The sequence below is a fragment of the Prevotella pectinovora genome, from assembly GCF_000834015.1.
GTDB classification, from domain to species: Bacteria; Bacteroidota; Bacteroidia; order Bacteroidales; family Bacteroidaceae; genus Prevotella; species Prevotella pectinovora.
Genome location: NZ_JXQI01000063.1, coordinates 117,057 through 135,142, shown reverse-complemented (window position 1 = coordinate 135,142; position 18,086 = coordinate 117,057). Strand labels below are relative to the sequence as shown.

Genomic DNA, 18,086 nt, shown 5'->3' with positions numbered 1-18,086 from the left:
CGATTCTTTTATATATATAATAATGTATGTATGGATGAATAATATATGGTATATTGCAGTTTTAATTGTAATTACCAAGGTGAATTAAAAATATCGAAATACAAGAAAATGATAGATACATCCGTTTTTCAAGGAAAGACAGCCGCTTATTTCACATTGGGCTGCAAACTCAATTTCTCTGAAACCTCAACATTCGGCAGGATGCTCCAGGATATGGGAGTGAGGAATGCCGCTGAAGGAGAGAAAGCAGACATCTGCCTCATCAACACCTGTTCGGTGACCGAAGTCGCCGACCATAAATGCCGTCAGGCAATCAATCGTATGGTGCGCCAGCATCCCGGAGCTTTTGTTGTCGTTACCGGATGTTACGCTCAACTTGAGGCAGAGACCATCAGCAAGATAGACGGTGTTGACCTTGTATTGGGAGCCAATGAGAAAGCGAGTCTCATACAGTATCTCTCCGACGCCTGGACCCAGTTGCAGTCAGACTCAGAAACCGCTGCTAACGGAGAGTCGCTTCACAGGCATTATTCCGTGAAGACGAAAGACATCAAGACCTTCGCACCCAGCTGCTCCAGAGGCAACCGCACCCGCTTCTTCCTGAAAGTGCAAGACGGATGTGACTATTTCTGCACTTATTGCACCATTCCCTATGCCCGCGGATTCAGTCGCAACCCAAGCATCAGCTCACTCGTGGAACAGGCACGTCAGGCAGCTGCCGAGGGAGGCAAGGAGATTGTTCTCACCGGAGTCAACATCGGTGACTTCGGAGCCACCACCCATGAGAGTTTCCTCGACCTCGTGAAGGCTCTCGATGGAGTGGAGGAGATAAAGCGCTTCCGCATAAGCAGTCTGGAGCCAGACCTTATGTCAGACGACCTCATCGAATACTGTTCCCGAAGCCGCGCCTTCATGCCACACTTCCATATCCCGTTGCAGAGCGGTTCCGACGCAGTGTTGAAACTCATGCACCGCCGTTATGATTCGGCGCTTTTCGCACACAAGATAGAACTGATAAAGAAATATATGCCCGACGCCTTCATCGGAGTAGACGTGATGGTGGGAACAAGAGGTGAGACGCCCGAGTATTTCGAGGAGACATACGAATTTCTGAAGCGCCTCGATGTCACCCATCTCCATGTGTTCCCATATTCAGAGCGCCCGGGCACTGCCGCCTTGCGTATCCCGTATGTGGTTTCAGACAAGGACAAGAAACTGAGGAGCAAGCGCCTCATAGAACTTTCCGACGAGAAGACACAGGCGTTCTATTCCCGATATATCGGACAGGAAGCGGAGGTGCTCTTCGAGAAATCCACCCGGGGCAGGGCGATGCATGGCTTCACACGCAACTATGTGAGAGTGGAGCTGCCGGCGGCAAAGTCTTCGGATGATCTCGACAACCAGCTCGTGATGGTCAGACTCGGTGGTTTCAACCATGACAAGACAGCCCTGATGTGTGAAATCTTAGATAGATAACAAATATAACTTTCAATAATGATGCCGTTATAAGAGGGTATACACATTATTATATAATATAGGCAGAGCCTCTTGTCTCGGTGGAATTAAAAAACCATAGCGCTATGGATAAGATAGCAATAGTGATACTCAACTGGAATGGAGTGGGTATGATGGAGAAGTTCCTGCCCTCTGTCTTGCAATACTCCATAGAGGATGGCGCCACGGTATATGTCGCCGACAATGCCTCTACCGACAATTCCATGCAGATGCTGAAAGAGAAGTTTCCGCAGGTACGCACCATACAGCTCGAGAAGAACTGGGGCTTTGCCGAAGGCTACAACAAGGCGCTGGCGCAGATAGACGCAGAATACTATGTGCTCCTCAACAGCGATGTAGAGGTGACACATCATTGGCTCGTGCCTTTGCTCGAGTTTATGGACAGCCATCCCGAAGCAGCCTTCTGTCAGCCCAAGCTGCTTTCTGAGAAAGACCGCAACTCTTTTGAATATGCTGGGGCGTCAGGCGGATATATCGACAAGTACGGCTATCCCTTCTGCCGTGGCAGGATATTCAATACCGTTGAGACCGACGACGGACAGTATGACTATACCACCAAGATACTATGGGCTACAGGCGCCTGCCTTATGATTCGCTCCGAAGATTATTGGCGTGCCGACGGTCTTGACGGACGCTTCTTTGCCCACAGCGAGGAGATAGACCTCTGCTGGCGTTTGAGGATAATGGGAAAAGACGGTTACTGCGTGCCCGACAGCGTGGCATATCATGTGGGAGGCGGTACGCTGCCAAAGGGAAATCCGATGAAGACCTATCTCAATTTCCGCAACAACCTCACTATGCTATACAAGAATCTCGCCGACGACGAACTCAAGGGAGTGATGCGTGTGCGCTGGTTTCTGGATTATCTCGCCGCCTTTCAGATGCTGATACTGGAGAGGAAATTCAAGGACTTCAAGGCTGTCGTGAAGGCGAGAAGAGACTTCAAGAAATGGAAAGACGATTTCATAGACGACCGCAGTTTCATACAGGCCTCGAGGTCGGTTGAAAACAAGGATATACAGGGCTTCTGCAGTTTCTCTATCCTGTGGAAATATTATGCCAAGGGAATCAGGAAGTTCTCTCAGCTATGACCCTCCCTTTTCCTTACATAACAATATTTTAAAACCGCTATATTATGAAAGACTCCGATACTATCAGCTCATGGGATGAACTGCTGGCTTCGCTTGAGACCGCAGTCAGTCATCCCGTTGATGCGGCATGGCAAATATACCGTTATTTGCAGAACAACTATACCACTATGGGCTCGCATCAGGTGCGCATGCTTTTGGTGGCATATCTCAAGCTGCCGGTAGACCGTCCGTCGCTGGTGCATTCGTGTGTTCTCGGCATCGCCGTGAAGATCAGTTCGGAGTATGCCGACTTCCAGTTTCCGCAGTTTCTGCAGATGTGGGGTTACGACAGATATCTGCGCGAAGAAGACAAGCAGAGGCAGACGGGAAAGGACGGCCGCAGCTATCCTTCGCTCATGCAGCGTGTGGAGCGCAGACTCCAGTCGTATGCCCTCCATCATCAGAGCGAGATGCCCCATCCCGTTGACGGCATCAAGGATATGGTAGCCGTCAAGGTGTTTGAGAAGCAGATGAACGGCAAGCGCCGCTACTTCGCCAAGCTTGTGGCTTCAGACGGTATGGAACTTGTGGCGAGCAGCCACCTCTTTCCATGCAAACCGTGGGAGATACAGGGACGGATGTATTCCGTGTCGGTAAGGGTGTCGAAGGAAGGCAACGAGAGGGCAGACGAAATAGTGGTGTCAGAGAAAAACATTGCTGACGCGTTTCCGTCCGTGGTAGGTTATGTAGACGGTGTGGATATGGGTCACGGTCATTATCATATATACGATTCATTGTCGAGACATTTCGTGGCAGAGAAACCCGCACTTATTGTCAAGCAGCAGGATTTCGTGGTCTTCTCGCCAGTCATACCGGCAGTAGACAAGTTCAAGAGTGCCATAGTCTCGAATGTCCTGCCTCATGATGAAGGTATGAAAGCCTTCGGAACGATGAAGGCGGAGATAACATATATGAATACCGACGAAGGTTATCTGCGCTATCGCATAACATCTCCAATCGCCGACACTCCGGAAGGCACCCTGGCGGAAGAAGGCTTTGCCCGTCTTTCTGCCGTTGCCGACGACAAGATGCGCCAGTCTTTGACAGTAGGCGATAGTGTCAGTCTTCTCCTTTTCCTGAAAAGAGGAAAAGATGGAGAGAAGCGAAACCACGTGGTTGAGATATCGTAAACTATTTTTTTTGATGAGCAAAACATAGGCTCCGGATTTCCCCCACGGCGTGGGGAATCAATCCCCCTTATGTGGGGTTTCATTCCCCACGCCGTGGGGAGTATTCTGATGTGCCAATTGGTAATGATACTTCGATGATACTTTAGTGATACTTTTCTGTAAAATAACCGGAAAAGTATCATTGTCTTTAACTTATTGATTTGTAGGGCTTTGGGTACTTGTGTAAAGCCCGAGAATGATACTATGATACTTTTCGATGCAGAAGTTACTATTTGCATCTATAAGTGGCTGATAATCAGCGTAAATATCTTTCTTTTGGACGGCTATCATATCTCATATTTAGAGTTATATGCGTGTATTTTGCTTCCAAATTCGATAAAATGCGAATTTTGAGATATAATTCTATAAAATAGAGTGATTTTAGGCAAAAACAGTTCGAAGCTAATGTTTTTTTTATTATATTTGCGCCAAAATTACTCATTATGACATTACAAAAGTGGATTGAAGATAGAGCAATTCATGGCTTTCCTACGTTTTCTGTTGAGGAAGTAAGGGCTGCTGACTTGTGTTCTTCTGAACAGATTCTTCAGAATGAACTTTCCAGACTATGTTCAAATAAGACTATAGCTAGTGTTTATAGAGGGTATTACGTTATTATTCCCACTCAATATGTGTTGCGTGGATCTGTGCCAGCAACCTATTATATTGATCAGTTAATGTCGTATCTGCAAAAGCCTTACTATGTATGTATGCTAAGCGCAGCCGAGATGCTTGGCGCAGCTCATCAGCGTCCCCAGCAATTCTCAGTTATGACGACTTTTCCTAAGCGTCGGGTCGTTTCTACTCGTAATGTGACCATAGATTGGTTTTATCGGGATGGACTGCCAGAGGAAGCCCTGATTACAAAGAATACTGAAACGGGAACTATCCGTATATCAAATCCTCTTCTAACCGCTGCTGACTTAGTGCAATATCAGCAACATGTAGGCGGATTGTCGCGAGTCGCCACCATACTTGAAGAACTTTCAGAGCAGATTGACATTAATAATCAGTTTGCGCCACTTGCAACTTATGTGAAAAAGGTTGTATGGCAACGATTTGGCTATATACTTGAAAATGTTGTCGGAGAAAAGAAGTTAGCAGATGAATTGTATGAACAGCTTCGTACATCATCTGGTTATTTCAAATATCAACCTTTGAGTACATCGGCAGAAAATAATCCATCATCCAGAGACAATCGATGGAAAATAAACATTAACGTAGAAATAGAAACAGACGATATATGATAAACAGAACAGCGATACAACAGTGGAGTGAGCATGCTCCTTGGATAGACAATGCGCAGATTGAACAGGACCTGATTATATGCCGTGCCTTGGTTTCCATCTTTAGTGATGAGTTCCTTGCATCGCAGTTAGCATTCCGAGGAGGAACAGCTTTACATAAGCTCTATCTTTCACCCCAGCCACGTTATAGCGAAGACATTGATTTGGTTCAGATTACTTCTGGACCAATCAAGCCAATCATGTATCGATTAGGAGAAGTTCTAGACTGGTTGCCAGACAGGGTAACTAAGCAGAAGCGATACAATAATACGATGTTGTTCCGTGTGGAGTCTGAAATACCACCTACGGTACAGATACGTCTGAAAGTTGAAATCAATTGCTTCGAACATTTCAATGTACTTGGGTTGACAAAGATACCGTTCAAAGTGGAGAACTCATGGTTCACTGGCGAAGCCGAACTGACAACCTATCATTTCGAGGAATTGTTGGGTACCAAACTTCGTGCCCTTTACCAGCGCAAGAAAGGACGTGACCTCTTTGACCTTTATATTGCCTTACAACGAAAGGAAGTGGATGTTGATAAAGTCCTTCAATGCTACAAGCAGTATATGGAGTTCGTAGTTGACAAGGCTCCATCTTACAAGCAGTTTGTCAATAACATGCAGGAGAAGATGGAAGATCCAGAGTTTACCAATGATATGCAATCTCTATTGCGTCCTGGCATAACATTCAATGCAAGTGATGCTTATCCTCTCATTTACGAAACATTTATAGATAAGATGGAGGGGAAGAGAGACTAATATGATTTCTATAATAATTTCTGTTTTTTCAATGTTAGCGTTCAAACAGAAATAAATAATAAACAAACAACAAATAATAAGGAAACCTGTTGGCAGAATTAAGTATGCACTAAATTAATTCCGCCAACAGATTGGCTATCTGTGTTCCAACATTATCGCATGAGAACGAGAACATATTAGCAACTCTGCCAATAAAAATAGTTCGATTGTAAGTTTTTGCTATAGAGTCCCTACAATGTTAAACTCCTCTACCTCCGTTCTATAGGTTTCAAGGTAGACAATAGTTTTTTGCCCGACACTCATGGTATTTCCGCAATGCCTTGGTTCGTGCAAATTGCAAGAACGCCATAAAAGGAATTGATTATACCTCTGTATATTTGGAACGTTTCTTCCGAAATCTGTTGTTGGGAGATAAATGGGATTTGCGTAACCGTTACCTTCACATCCATGCAACAGACGAATGGAAAGTGCAGCAGAATCTTGAAGGTGGAACAAACAATCAGCAAGAAGAGTATAAGCACGGGTCAAGTACGGGTCAAGTACAGGACAAGCTATCCACGGATAATGCTAATATCAAACGGCTGATTATTGTAATTGGAAATCAAGAGTTATCTGTGAAGAGTATGATGAATGCTTTGGAATTAAAGGGAAGAGACAATTTTCAAAAGCTTTATCTGAAGCCGGCTATTAGTGAGGGATATGTACGTTTGCTTTATCCGAACTCTCCTCGTCATCCTCGCCAGAAATATCTTCTGACCGTGAGAGGGTTAGCGGTGTATGATGAGTGTGTCAAATCAATGTGAAAAATCTGCCAGAGCTTGCTCCCCGAAGACGATTAGCCGAGAAACTCCGAGGATGCTTGGCTTGTCCAAGAACTCCTTTTGGAGTGGCAGCCTGATGCGGCTTTCAAAAACCGGTAATTAGGCTTGCCGATTTTTTTAATTGTTGTTTTAGCGGCATCGAGATATCTCGATGCAAAAATGAAATTACGTCAGGATAGACATGCCCTCAGCAGACGAGCTGAGAAGTAGTGGAATCAATGATGTATATCTCCACGTCGCCTATTCAATATCATATTTTTTAGGTATTGCCTATATATTCAATTGTCTTTAACTTTGCACCGCGGTTCAGAAGACAGGTGTAACGTATTTCGTGTGTCTTTGTCTGAATCGGTAATGAATAAAATCATTATATTCTCTTCAAAATATCTGGATTCACACACCTCGTATTTCCATCAGGAAGCCGACAGCTATCAGAACAACGGCAAGGCGGTTGATGCCGACGGAAAGGAGTATGAAACGATAGCCCCACTGTTCATCGGCTTCAACTCAAACGTCATCAACCAGCGTTTCGACATCAAGCCGGCAAAGAATTTCTCGATGTATGCCGGTGGATCATACAGCTACAAACTAACCGACCGTCCTGACTCCCGCACCGACATTACGGGAGGTTCCGACTATGATATGCGTAGCGAGGGATGGCGCTGGGAGGCAGGAGCGAAATATAAATTCGGCAAGCATTCGCTGCTTCTCGATTTTGTGAACGACAACTATCATTACGGAAACCTCTACCAGGTGGCGACAAAGACCTACGATGTGGGTGACTTCGTACGCAACAAGTTCCAGAAATACTATGAGGCAGAGCTGAAGGGCGTGTTCCATTTCTACGACAAGGCAACGACAATCATCGGTGCCGACTGGCGCAACGACTTCCTGACGGCAAAAAGCGGAGATGTCCGACCATCGCATCGACACTCCTTCGCAGAAAGTTGCCCTCTATTCACCGGGCAGAATGCTTGTAGTAGGACTAAAGGTGAATTTCGCAAAATAAAACAGACATTTTTACGTTATGCTAAGGAGAGTGGCAGAATCATCATGTTTTGGTTCTCTGCTCTCCTTGTGCTGTTTTGATAAAAAGAACATCTATGACAAAGAAAATACTTCTGAAAATCCATCTGTGGCTTTCATTGCCCTTGGGCGTTATCATAATGCTTATCTGCCTGTCGGGAGCCACCCTCGTGTTCAAGAATGAGATAAGGAATGCTCTCGGAATGCCAAGAGTCGTTGCTCCGCACGCCAAGGGCGACAATGGAGGAAAAACAGACAATGCCATAAAGGGAAAAGGCGCAAAAGACGCGACAGCTTCTTTCCGAGAGGAAAAGGCAGCAGCTCCCCACCAATGTTCTCCCGACGGATGCGACAAGTGTTCTTCGAGAGAAAAATGCCATCCGTCACCTTCTGCAAAGGATGACGTCATTGGTAAGGGCGCACCGGCATCCAAGAAAGAATCTTCTGTAGAGGATAAGTCTGCGGTAAAGGGCAAGGACGCATTGAAGACCAAGTCTCCTGCCAAGGATGCACCATACGGTACTACTACAAAGAGAGACTTCTTCTCCTATGTCACCAAATTCCACACCGGACTCATGATGGGACCGGTGGGCAAGATTATTGTCACCTACACCACATTGTTGTTTGTCTTTATACTGATAAGCGGAATATTCGTATTCATGCCCCAAAACGGCAAGCAGCTGTGTCAGCGCTTCAAGGTGGAGTGGGGCAAGGGAGGCAAGCGCCGCCTGTTCGACCTTCATGTCAGTCTTGGCTGGTGGGCACTCCTTTGGCTGATGCTTCTCGCCGTAACAGGCTTGGGCTTCGGTCTGAAACTTGTGCCGAAGGGAACGGAGATGATGCAGGTCTTCCATCAACTCCACATCGGTTCGTGGGGAGGAATGATAACGAAGATCATCACTTTCGTGGTCAGTCTCATCGGAGCTTCGCTGCCTGTGACAGGTTACCTGCTTTATTTCCGCCGCAAGCGGAAATAGGATGAGAATACGGAACAAATACTAAGGGAAAGGGGCTCCTTTGCCCCTTTGCACACTATCCGGCCTTTTACATATATCGGCAATTATGGATTGTTGGAATTGATAATTTGGGCGTAAACGTTTACGTCGATAACTTGCCTTACATTGGAATAGGATTGTCTGTATTTTACTATATTTGCAATGCTGATCATACATCTTGGAGTGACAAGATGAAAGAAAACAATATATACAGTAATCTACTAACATTAATACTTATTCTATGAAACAATTATGGGCTCTTGTAGCCACGGTAATGTCTTGTGCCACACTTTCGGCTCAAGATGTAGAATCAGACAATCGGTCGTGGTCGTTTACCTCTGTCTCGCAGGCTGATGTAAGTTTGATTTCCGGTGATGCAAACTGGAAGAAAGATTCAAAGAGTCGTTATTGCTATGTTCTCGCCATGGACAATGCGCCAGTGAAGGCCAACGATACGGAACTTGATGTAGCTAAGGGATTGACTTTCACGATTACTGACAATGACAATGGTAATTTGAGACTTGGCGGCAGCACCGGTGCGTTGTGGCTCGGTGATGCGTCTTCGCTCGTGATTCCCAACCGCAAGGCGGGAGAGATGGTGAAGATAGAATACTGCACTTCTAACAAGTCGTCAACCCGTTCGCTTGCTCTTGTCAATCTTGAAGGCACGTTCCCTGCCTCTACAGGAAAAGAACATCAGCAGGGCAGCGGTAAGGTAGTTGCTGATGGCGACGTAGTGGTAGGCATCACAGGAGGAATGTATATCTATAGCCTTGCCGTCGGCGATGAGGAAACCATAGGAGGAGGCGGTGGTACATCGCCCGACAACCCCGACAATCCGAACGACCAGACACCCGGTCTCGACTATATGACGGGAGATGCACCCATAGCAACGGCAAAGTTGGGATCAGGACCAAAGATCTATGTCTCACCGACGGGAAGCGACGCCAACGACGGACTGACACCGGAGACGGCACTTGCCAGCATTCAGCTTGCCATAGACAAAGCTGTGGATCCAGGAACAACAATCTGTCTCGCAGCCGGAGAATACCGTCCTACGGCACGCATAAACATCAACGACCGCAATGGTACGGCAGACAATTACAATTCGCTGGTCTGCCTCGACGGACGCGCCGTGATTAACTGCGACCATCCGTACCATTCGCATAGCGACAACCCATACCAGGGAATACGCCTCACCTCGTCTTACTGGCATTTCTATCATGTTGACGTGACAAACGCCAGTGACAACGGACTGCTCATCGAGCGCAACAAGCCGACCGGCGGTTCGTCAACCGACATCCAGAACAGGACACAGGATGCCCACGACAACATCATTGAAGATTGCAAATTCTATAGAAACGGTGATACGGGCGTTCAGATAAAGAATCTCGGAGCCTATAACTATATCCTCAACTGCGACGCTTTTGAAAACAAGGACGAGGGAGATGGTGATGCCGACGGTTTCGCACCGAAGATTTCCGTGGGAACAGGAAATTATTTCTATGGCTGCCGTGCATACAACAATTCAGACGACGGCTACGACGTTTTCTTCAAGAAAAGCGGAGGCTTCAAGGACAATGTCACGATAGTGTTTGAAAACTGTCTCGCTTACGAAAACGCCATCATCAACGGTGCCCTGACCCAGGGCAACGGCAACGGATTCAAGTGTGGTTCAGACCAGGGAGCGATGAACGTAGTGTTGAACCGCTGCATCGCAGTAAACAATGTGAACAAAGGATTCGACCAGAACCATAACTCAGGCGACATCATCATGAACAACTGTACGGGCTATGCTCTGAAAAGCGTAGACGGTCTTACGCTCAAGAAATCATATTCGTATAGAGCCTATGAGGATATAGCGGCAGGTCATGAGCTGGTGGCAACAAACTGTATATCCATCAACGACAATCTGAAGACGGACACACATCATGAAGACCCTACTAAGCTTGGCGAGAAAAGCACGAAATATGGAAGAACCCAGATTTCTGTCGGCACCCTCGTTACGACAGACCTTAGTGTTGATCCGTCGAATGTGGTAAACGAAGACAATTATGCAGAACTTATTGCCGATCGTGACGCCAATGGCGATTTGCAGTGGGACAACATCACTTGGGCACATCCCGTGGAAGGCAATGCCCTGCTCGTGGACAAGGGCACCGTGGTGGACGAAAATACAAAATATGCTTCACAAAACGTCAGAATACCAGCAATACGCTATGCTGGCGCCGCACCAGACCTCGGTGCTTTTGAACTTGGCTTGAAGAGCAAGTCTGTAGCATTCGGTTCCGCCACCAACGGCATTGGCTATATTCAGAACAGCGAGAGCAACGGCAAGAAAGTGCGTCTCGTTCAGGCTTTCAACGGTCAGGTGATAGTAAGTGTTGACGGTGCACAGGCAAAAGACCAATTCGTCATCAGCGCTTACGATGCCGACGGGATGCTCCTGGGCAAACACGACTTCAACGGTACCAACACAAGCATTTATCTACCAAAGTCAAATGGTATGATAATACTGAAAGTCAATGGCAAGAACCTGAAAGAAAGTCTGAAGGTCGTGGTAAAATAACAAGTAAGAAAATGTAAATGTCTATATAAATATCCTGTTCGTTGTTTTTTTTACAATGAATGGGATGTTTTTTTTAGCTTTATTTGTAAATGTCCAATAAATGAGTTAACTTTGCCATAATAAACAAACTAATCTATATCAAAGCATGAACAATTTTCTAAGGACATTGACGTTTTGCGTCATTGCCTTGTTGTCTGCCGTATCGGTTAAGGCACAGGGTGACGTGACTGCAAAATGGGACTTCAAGAACGACCTGCCGGCAGGCATCCAGGAAACTACGAACTATCAGAAGACCACAGTTGACATTCCTTCCACAGTTGAAGGCGTGTCGATGCATGTAGATGCCACCAACGGCAAACTCTATTGTATCGGCAGAAACAACGCACAGTTCAACAGTGGCACGATTCTGCAGGTGCCGGTAAAGTCAACCCGCGACATCGTAGTAGTGGAGAACTATCCCAATTATCGTGGTTACACCGTTGGCGGTGTGGCAGCAACAGCCGATGTGAACGAGCATCGCGCCACAACCGATGAAGTGGCTAAAGGATATGTAGAGATAAAGGCTACTGATAGTGGTTATCTTTATGGAGTGCAGGTGACTTTCGTTTCAGCCATCGCTACAAAAGAACTCTACAGCACCGATTTCTCTGATTGGGGAGCTTACGAGACAAAGGCTGACGACAAACAGGTGACTACAGCGGTATGGAATACCAAATACAGTCATGAGTCTCTTACCTTCTCTGTTTTCAATACCCAGATTGGTGCCACAAACTTCAATACGAGTAAATTCCCTGATTGGAACGGCGGTATGCTGATGGCTGCCAAGAGCGAGACTCCATATATAGAGACTTCGGCTTTGGCATCTGTCACTAAGGTTCATTTCCGTCATGGTGCTACAGGTGGCAACCGCGGATGGAAACTCCTGGCCAAAGGTGACGGTGATGCAGACTGGGTGGTAGTGTCAAGCACTGTTGCCAACCCGGCATCGGGATGCGATGTTGATGTTGACGTGAACAAGACAAACTGTAAACTGCGTTTTGAGAATATCACAACAAACCAGAATGCATATCTTCTCGAACTTGCCATCTACGGACTCGTTGACCTCTCGAAGACTCCGGCTTTGGGCAAGGTGACAATCAACGGAGTTGATTACCAGACTGCTGATATCTGTGAGGAAAACGCAGACGGCGACATGTGTGCTACCGTCGAGATTTCAAAGAAGGAGCAGATGGTAGACGAGACTGCCAACCCTGTAGTGTTCGGAACTCCAGACAATGGAGAAATCAAGAGCATTGAATATAATAAGGTGGATGACAACAGTACTGTCGTTACCGTGGTGGTGGCTGCAGGCGACAAGACTGTGACATATAAACTGACAGTGGCATTCAAGCCAGACTATACCCTCACATATTATAATACAGACGGAACTGTGCTTGAGGCTGTTCAGCAGGTGGAGAAGGATTCTCCTATAGCAACATTGAGAAACGGCGACGGCGTAATCGTTACCGACGGAAAGGCGTTCCGCGGATGGTTCGTAAAGAGCGATGGCGGACGCAAATATACTACTGCTGACATCGTGACTGGTCCTACCAGCCTTTACGCTGTGGCAACCGACATTGAAGTGACAAGCGACGTAAACCGCTATACTTATAATCTCGCAGATCCATATTTCTATGCAGAAGACCATGAAGGCTTCTGTCCTACAGGTGGAGCTTTCCACGACAAGCAGCATGGCTGGTCGTTCAGCGACGGCGATAAGATTGATATCCTCTCTGGCCGTCACTCTCTCATCTTCGTTACAGGCTGCAAATATAGCGGTGCTGCTAACCTGAAACTCATGAACGGTGAAACAGAGGTCGCTTCGATCGCTCTCGACAAGAGCAATGACGGTGTGATGCAGAGCATCGAATATACCGGTGAGCCAGGAACTCTTACTCTCGTTGCCGATGGTGGCATGTATATGCACAAGCTCGTTGTTGCAAACCTTGGTGACGCTTCAACTGAGAAGAACGAACTCGGATATTATGTCTGCCAGCCAGGCAACGGCGGCAACTTCCTCACTATGCTCGATCTTGCCAATGCAAACAGCAGCGCTACTGAGCGCACATGTATCTTCCTGCCAAACGGAACATACGACCTCGGTAAGGTTGCGCTGACCGCTGTTTCTGGAAACAATATCTCTATCATCGGTCAGAGTATGGACAAGACCATCATCAAGAATGCTCCGGATGTGAAGAACGAGGGAATCGGAACAACAGCGACTCTCTATGTTACAGGAAAGAATCTATATATACAGGACCTGACTCTTCAGAACGCACTTGACTACTACAGTTCTGGTTCTGCCGGTCGTGCGGTTTGTCTGCAGGACAAGGGTGACGGAACCATCTGCAAGAATGTGAAGATGCTTTCTTATCAGGATACATACTATAGCAACAACAATGGGGGTAAGTATTATTGGGAAGACTCAGAAATCCATGGTACTGTTGACTTCCTCTGCGGAGGTGGCGATGTATATTATAATAGGTGTAAGTTCGTTGTTGAGAAACGTAGTGCCGATGGTAAGGGTGGTTGTACTATAGCAGCTCCTTATACAGACGGTTCAAAATGGGGCTACGTGATGAACGAATGTGTTGTAGATAACTATGCAGAGACCTTCAACTATGGTCGTGCCTGGGGAGGAACTCCTCGTCTGGCATACTTGAACACAACTCTTCTTCAGCCAGACATGATTATCAAGGACCGTTTCACTGTTGGTGGAATGAACGTTCCTGCCGACAAGTTCGTAGAGTTTAACACAAAGGATGCCCAGGGCAATGTGGTTTCTCCTGCTTCTAACGTGCTGAAGTTCACAAAGGACAATAAAGTAAACGAGATGGAGACAATCCTCACTGCTGACCAGGCAGCTGAGTATGCTCTTGACAAAGTGTTCCCTACATGGACTCCTGATGCAGACTGCGCACAGGTGGGACTCGGTCTCTTGGCATCCGAAGGCAACACCATTACATGGGCTGCATCCGAAGGAGCTAAGGCATACGCAGTGTTCTGCGATGAGCTGTTCGTTGGCATGACATCGTCAACATCATGGACGGTTGCCGAGGGCAAGAAAGCTGCCGATTATCTCGTGCGTGCCGCAAATGCAATGGGAGGCTTCGGTGGAGGTTCAACAACTACCACAGGCATCAACAGCATGAAAGTGGATGGCGAGAATGTTGTATCTACAATGTTCTATGACCTCCAGGGTGTGCGTGTCGACGGCAGTCAGCGTGGTGTGCTCATCATGGTTCAGAAAATGAATGACGGCAGCATGAAAACGACTAAAATCGTGAAGTAATTTATAGAAGTTTTTCATTGGTATAAATATTTAAGGGTGCGCGCATCTTCTTTTGGTGTGCGCTCCTTTTGCCTTATGTTTTCATTGCAAAACAAGTTGTTTGCCATTGAAATATATATGGTTTGTGGAGTTTTTAACGCATTAAGTGAAGTTTGACACCTCTTTATGTTGTTTATATTTTGAAAAATTGTAACTTTGCAATATCTTTTTAATTATTTTATTTTTATTAGTAAAAACTATGTTTGGTAATTTAAAAACTTTTCGACTAGGACTTATTGCGCTTATGCTGTTCTTCGTAGGCAGTCTGTCAGCGCAGTCGCTAAAAGGAAATGTGAAGGATAGCACTGGTGAGCCGATCATCGGAGCTACCATCCAGGAGAAAGGAGCCAAGAACATGGCTGTTACCGATCTTGACGGTAACTTCTCCATCAAACTTTCCGGTGGCAAACAGATTACAGTTTCATACATCGGTATGAAGACTGCAACTGTCAATGTTAGCGGCAAGAGCAGTGTTAACATCGTAATGGAGGACGAAGCGACAACCTTGAATGATGTCGTTGTAATCGGTTACGGTACGGTGAAGAAAAAGGATCTTACCGGTTCTGTCACTTCTGTCAGTGCCAAGGATTTGGCAAACATCCCTGTATCTACAGCCTCTGAGGCTATCCAGGGTAAGATGGCTGGTGTGACTGTTACTACAACAGAAGGTTCACCAGATGCCGATGTGAAGATTCGTGTGCGTGGTGGTGGTTCTCTTTCTCAGGACAACTCTCCTCTCTACATCGTTGACGGGTTCCCTGTCAGCTCAATCAGCGACATTGCGCCTAACGATATCGAGAGCATCGACGTGTTGAAGGATGCTTCTTCAACGGCTATCTATGGTGCACGTGGTGCCAACGGTGTTGTAATCGTTACTACCAAGAGCGGTAAGGAAGGCAAAGTACAGGTGAACTTCAGCGCTTCTCTCGGTGTGCGCAAGGTGATGAAGGAACTCGACGTCCTCTCTCCATACGACTATGCCAAGTATCAGTATGAGACTCAGTATGGCAAGGAGCAGGAGTATGGTGACTGGAGAGATATGGATATCTGGAAGTCTGTTACCGGTCGCAACTGGCAGGATGAGCTCTTCGGCAGAACCGGTCTGCAGCAGATTTACAACATATCTGTAAGCGGTGGCTCCAAGGAGACAAAGTTCAACGTCAGCTATTCTCGTACCGACGACAAGAGCATCATGATGGGTTCAAACTTCAGCAAGAACAACGTCAATGCCAAGTTGAACAGCAAGTTGAACAAATGGTTGACACTCGACTTCAATGCCCGTTTGGCATATTCTGTAGTCGACGGTCTTAACTCAGGTGGCGATACCAACGACGCAAGCGCCTCAAACTCAATCATCAACAAGGCAATCACATACCGTCCTGTTGAACCACTTAACGCATCAAGTGATGACGATGCTGACGAGTCGTCAAATACCGATATCAATCCATACGACCGTATGAGCGGTACTTACAAGCAGCAGCGTCGTTTCCGTCAGGACTACAATGCAGGTTTGAACTGGAAGCCGTTCAAGCATTTCACTTTCCGCTCTGAATTAGGTTTCACATGGAGATTTGAAAATACTGACCAGGCTTGGGACAAGCTCGCTACACGTAGCGACAATACAGGTGCCGGTGCTCCAAAGTCTAAGTTCTCCCGCACTGACGTGCGCAACTGGCGTAACGCCAACACCCTGACATACGATACCAAGGATGCCTTCGCAAAGGGCGACCGTTTGAATGTGTTGGTTGGTCAGGAGTGGTCAAGCTCATTGCAGAAGGATTATTATTCTTCTACAATCAATTTCCCTACAGATTTCTCTATCGGTGAGGTACTCGCCCACCAGGGTGCTGGCGAGGCTCAGCCTAACGCCAACAGAATCGGTGCCAAGGACAATATGGCGTCTTTCTTCGGACGTGTGAACTATACCTATGCTGACAAATATCTTTTGACAGCTACATTCCGTGCCGACGGTTCAAGCAAGTTCGCTTCTGGCAACCGTTGGGGCTTCTTCCCTGCTGTAGCCCTCGGATGGCGTATCAGCGAGGAGAACTTCATGAAGTCTGTTGACTGGCTTTCTAACTTGAAGCTCCGTCTGAGCTATGGTGAGGCCGGTAATAACCGTATCCCTTCTGGCAGCATCTATCAGCCATTCTCTTTCCCTAACGACTACAGCAAACTGAAAGAGCCATATTTCGGTGGCGAGATGGGAACTGTGATGGAACTCGGAAACTCAAAGTCAAACAATGACCTGAAGTGGGAGACTACTATCACCCGTAACCTCGGTTTCGACTTCGGATTCTTCAACAGCCGTATCAACGGTAACTTGGATTTATATTGGAACACTACCAAAGACCTTCTGATGCTGAGCAAGATTTCTTCAAGCTCAGGTTATAACTTCATGTACAAGAACTTCGGTCAGACATCTAACAAGGGTGTTGAGTTCGCTGTGAATGCTTCAATCATCGAGAAGAAGAACTTCACTCTCAGCATGACTGCAAACATCTCTTACAACAAGAACAAGATCGACGAGTTGAACACTGGTTCTGAGTGGGATACAAACTATACTATTCCTGACGTGAACACAGGTCAGAACTTCCGTGTCGTTGAGGGAGGTTCTCTTGGTGAAGTATGGGGCTACAGACTACGTGGCTACTATACAGCATACGATGCAGAGAAGAATCCTAACGGTGAACTCACATGGGATGGCAAGAAATGGCAGCTCCGTGAGGGTCTGCTCGACAAGAGCTCTACAGTAATCGGTACTCTGCAGCCTGGTTCTCCAAAGCTGAAGGTTGACGAGGAAGGCAATGTGGTTAAGGAGAAGCTCGGCAACACCATCGCTCCATGGGCTGGTGGTTTCGGTTTCAACGCTACATTCTACGGCTTCGACGCTTCTGTATTCTTCAACTATCAGTTCGGCAACAAGATCGTGAACGGAACAAAGCTCGGTTCTTCATTCTTCCACGATACACGCAAGGGATACAACCTCAACCGTGATTTCCTGAACAGATATACAAACATCGACCCTGCAAACGGTCTGTCATTGGCTAACCCGACAAACGTAGCACAGTATTATGGTGGTGACGAGGCTAACGTTATCGCTCGCTTGAACGAGATCAACGCTAACGCAAGCATCTACAACCCTGTATCTGTAAGCAAGATGTATCTCCTCGACTACTTCGTGGAGAGCGCTTCTTTCCTTCGTCTTCAGAATCTCACAATCGGTTACACGCTTCCTAAGTCATTGCTCAAGAACTTGTTCCTCAATAACGTGCGTTTCTATTTCACAGGCTACAACCTTCTTACTATCACAGGTTACTCAGGCAACGACCCAGAGGTTGACTCAAGTAGCAAGAAGTCTCGAATGTCTCCGGGTGTAGACTATGCTTCTTATCCAAAGAGCCGTCTGTATGTATTCGGAGTTAACGTATCATTCTAATATAT

At 46.6% G+C, this 18,086-nt stretch carries 11 protein-coding genes; all 11 read left to right on the top strand.

Annotated elements, in window-relative coordinates; genetic code table 11:
* Window positions 1–108 precede the first annotated feature (108 nt).
* Complete coding sequence (mtaB, locus tag ST42_RS09270; RefSeq protein ID WP_044073282.1) at window positions 109–1,476, top strand: tRNA (N(6)-L-threonylcarbamoyladenosine(37)-C(2))-methylthiotransferase MtaB; 1,368 nt, start codon at window positions 109–111, stop codon at window positions 1,474–1,476.
* A gap of 104 nt (window positions 1,477–1,580) precedes the next feature.
* A complete protein-coding gene (locus tag ST42_RS09265; RefSeq protein WP_044073281.1) occupies window positions 1,581–2,606 on the top strand; it encodes a glycosyltransferase family 2 protein in 1,026 nt (341 codons plus the stop codon).
* A gap of 44 nt (window positions 2,607–2,650) precedes the next feature.
* Complete coding sequence (locus ST42_RS09260; RefSeq protein WP_044073279.1) at window positions 2,651–3,775, top strand: hypothetical protein; 1,125 nt, start codon at window positions 2,651–2,653, stop codon at window positions 3,773–3,775.
* A 482-nt stretch (window positions 3,776–4,257) separates the two neighbouring features.
* The gene (locus ST42_RS09255) at window positions 4,258–5,061 is read left to right on the top strand and encodes a type IV toxin-antitoxin system AbiEi family antitoxin domain-containing protein (RefSeq protein WP_042517842.1); all 804 of its coding nucleotides are present in this window, start codon (window positions 4,258–4,260) and stop codon (window positions 5,059–5,061) included.
* Complete coding sequence (locus ST42_RS09250; protein ID WP_042517845.1) at window positions 5,058–5,861, top strand: nucleotidyl transferase AbiEii/AbiGii toxin family protein; 804 nt, start codon at window positions 5,058–5,060, stop codon at window positions 5,859–5,861. The genes ST42_RS09255 and ST42_RS09250 overlap by 4 nt, the downstream gene beginning before the upstream one ends.
* Window positions 5,862–6,238: 377 nt before the next feature.
* Window positions 6,239–6,664 (top strand): Fic family protein, encoded by a 426-nt coding sequence (locus ST42_RS09245; protein ID WP_082030860.1) that lies wholly within the window; start codon window positions 6,239–6,241, stop codon window positions 6,662–6,664.
* Between the two features lie 372 nt (window positions 6,665–7,036).
* Window positions 7,037–7,771 carry a TonB-dependent receptor gene (locus tag ST42_RS09240; RefSeq protein WP_044073278.1) on the top strand — a complete coding sequence of 245 codons (735 nt, stop codon included), beginning with the start codon at window positions 7,037–7,039 and terminating at the stop codon, window positions 7,769–7,771.
* Between the two features lie 14 nt (window positions 7,772–7,785).
* Window positions 7,786–8,685, top strand: a complete 900-nt coding sequence (locus ST42_RS13205) for a PepSY-associated TM helix domain-containing protein (protein ID WP_052488300.1) — start codon at window positions 7,786–7,788, stop codon at window positions 8,683–8,685.
* Window positions 8,686–8,944: 259 nt separating this feature from the next.
* Complete coding sequence (locus tag ST42_RS09230) at window positions 8,945–11,272, top strand: right-handed parallel beta-helix repeat-containing protein (protein WP_082028627.1); 2,328 nt, start codon at window positions 8,945–8,947, stop codon at window positions 11,270–11,272.
* 145 nt (window positions 11,273–11,417) lie between these two features.
* Window positions 11,418–14,603, top strand: a complete 3,186-nt coding sequence (locus ST42_RS09225; RefSeq protein ID WP_052488299.1) for a pectinesterase family protein — start codon at window positions 11,418–11,420, stop codon at window positions 14,601–14,603.
* Window positions 14,604–14,841: 238 nt separating this feature from the next.
* Complete coding sequence (locus ST42_RS09220) at window positions 14,842–18,081, top strand: SusC/RagA family TonB-linked outer membrane protein (RefSeq protein ID WP_044073274.1); 3,240 nt, start codon at window positions 14,842–14,844, stop codon at window positions 18,079–18,081.
* Window positions 18,082–18,086: the final 5 nt, after the last annotated feature.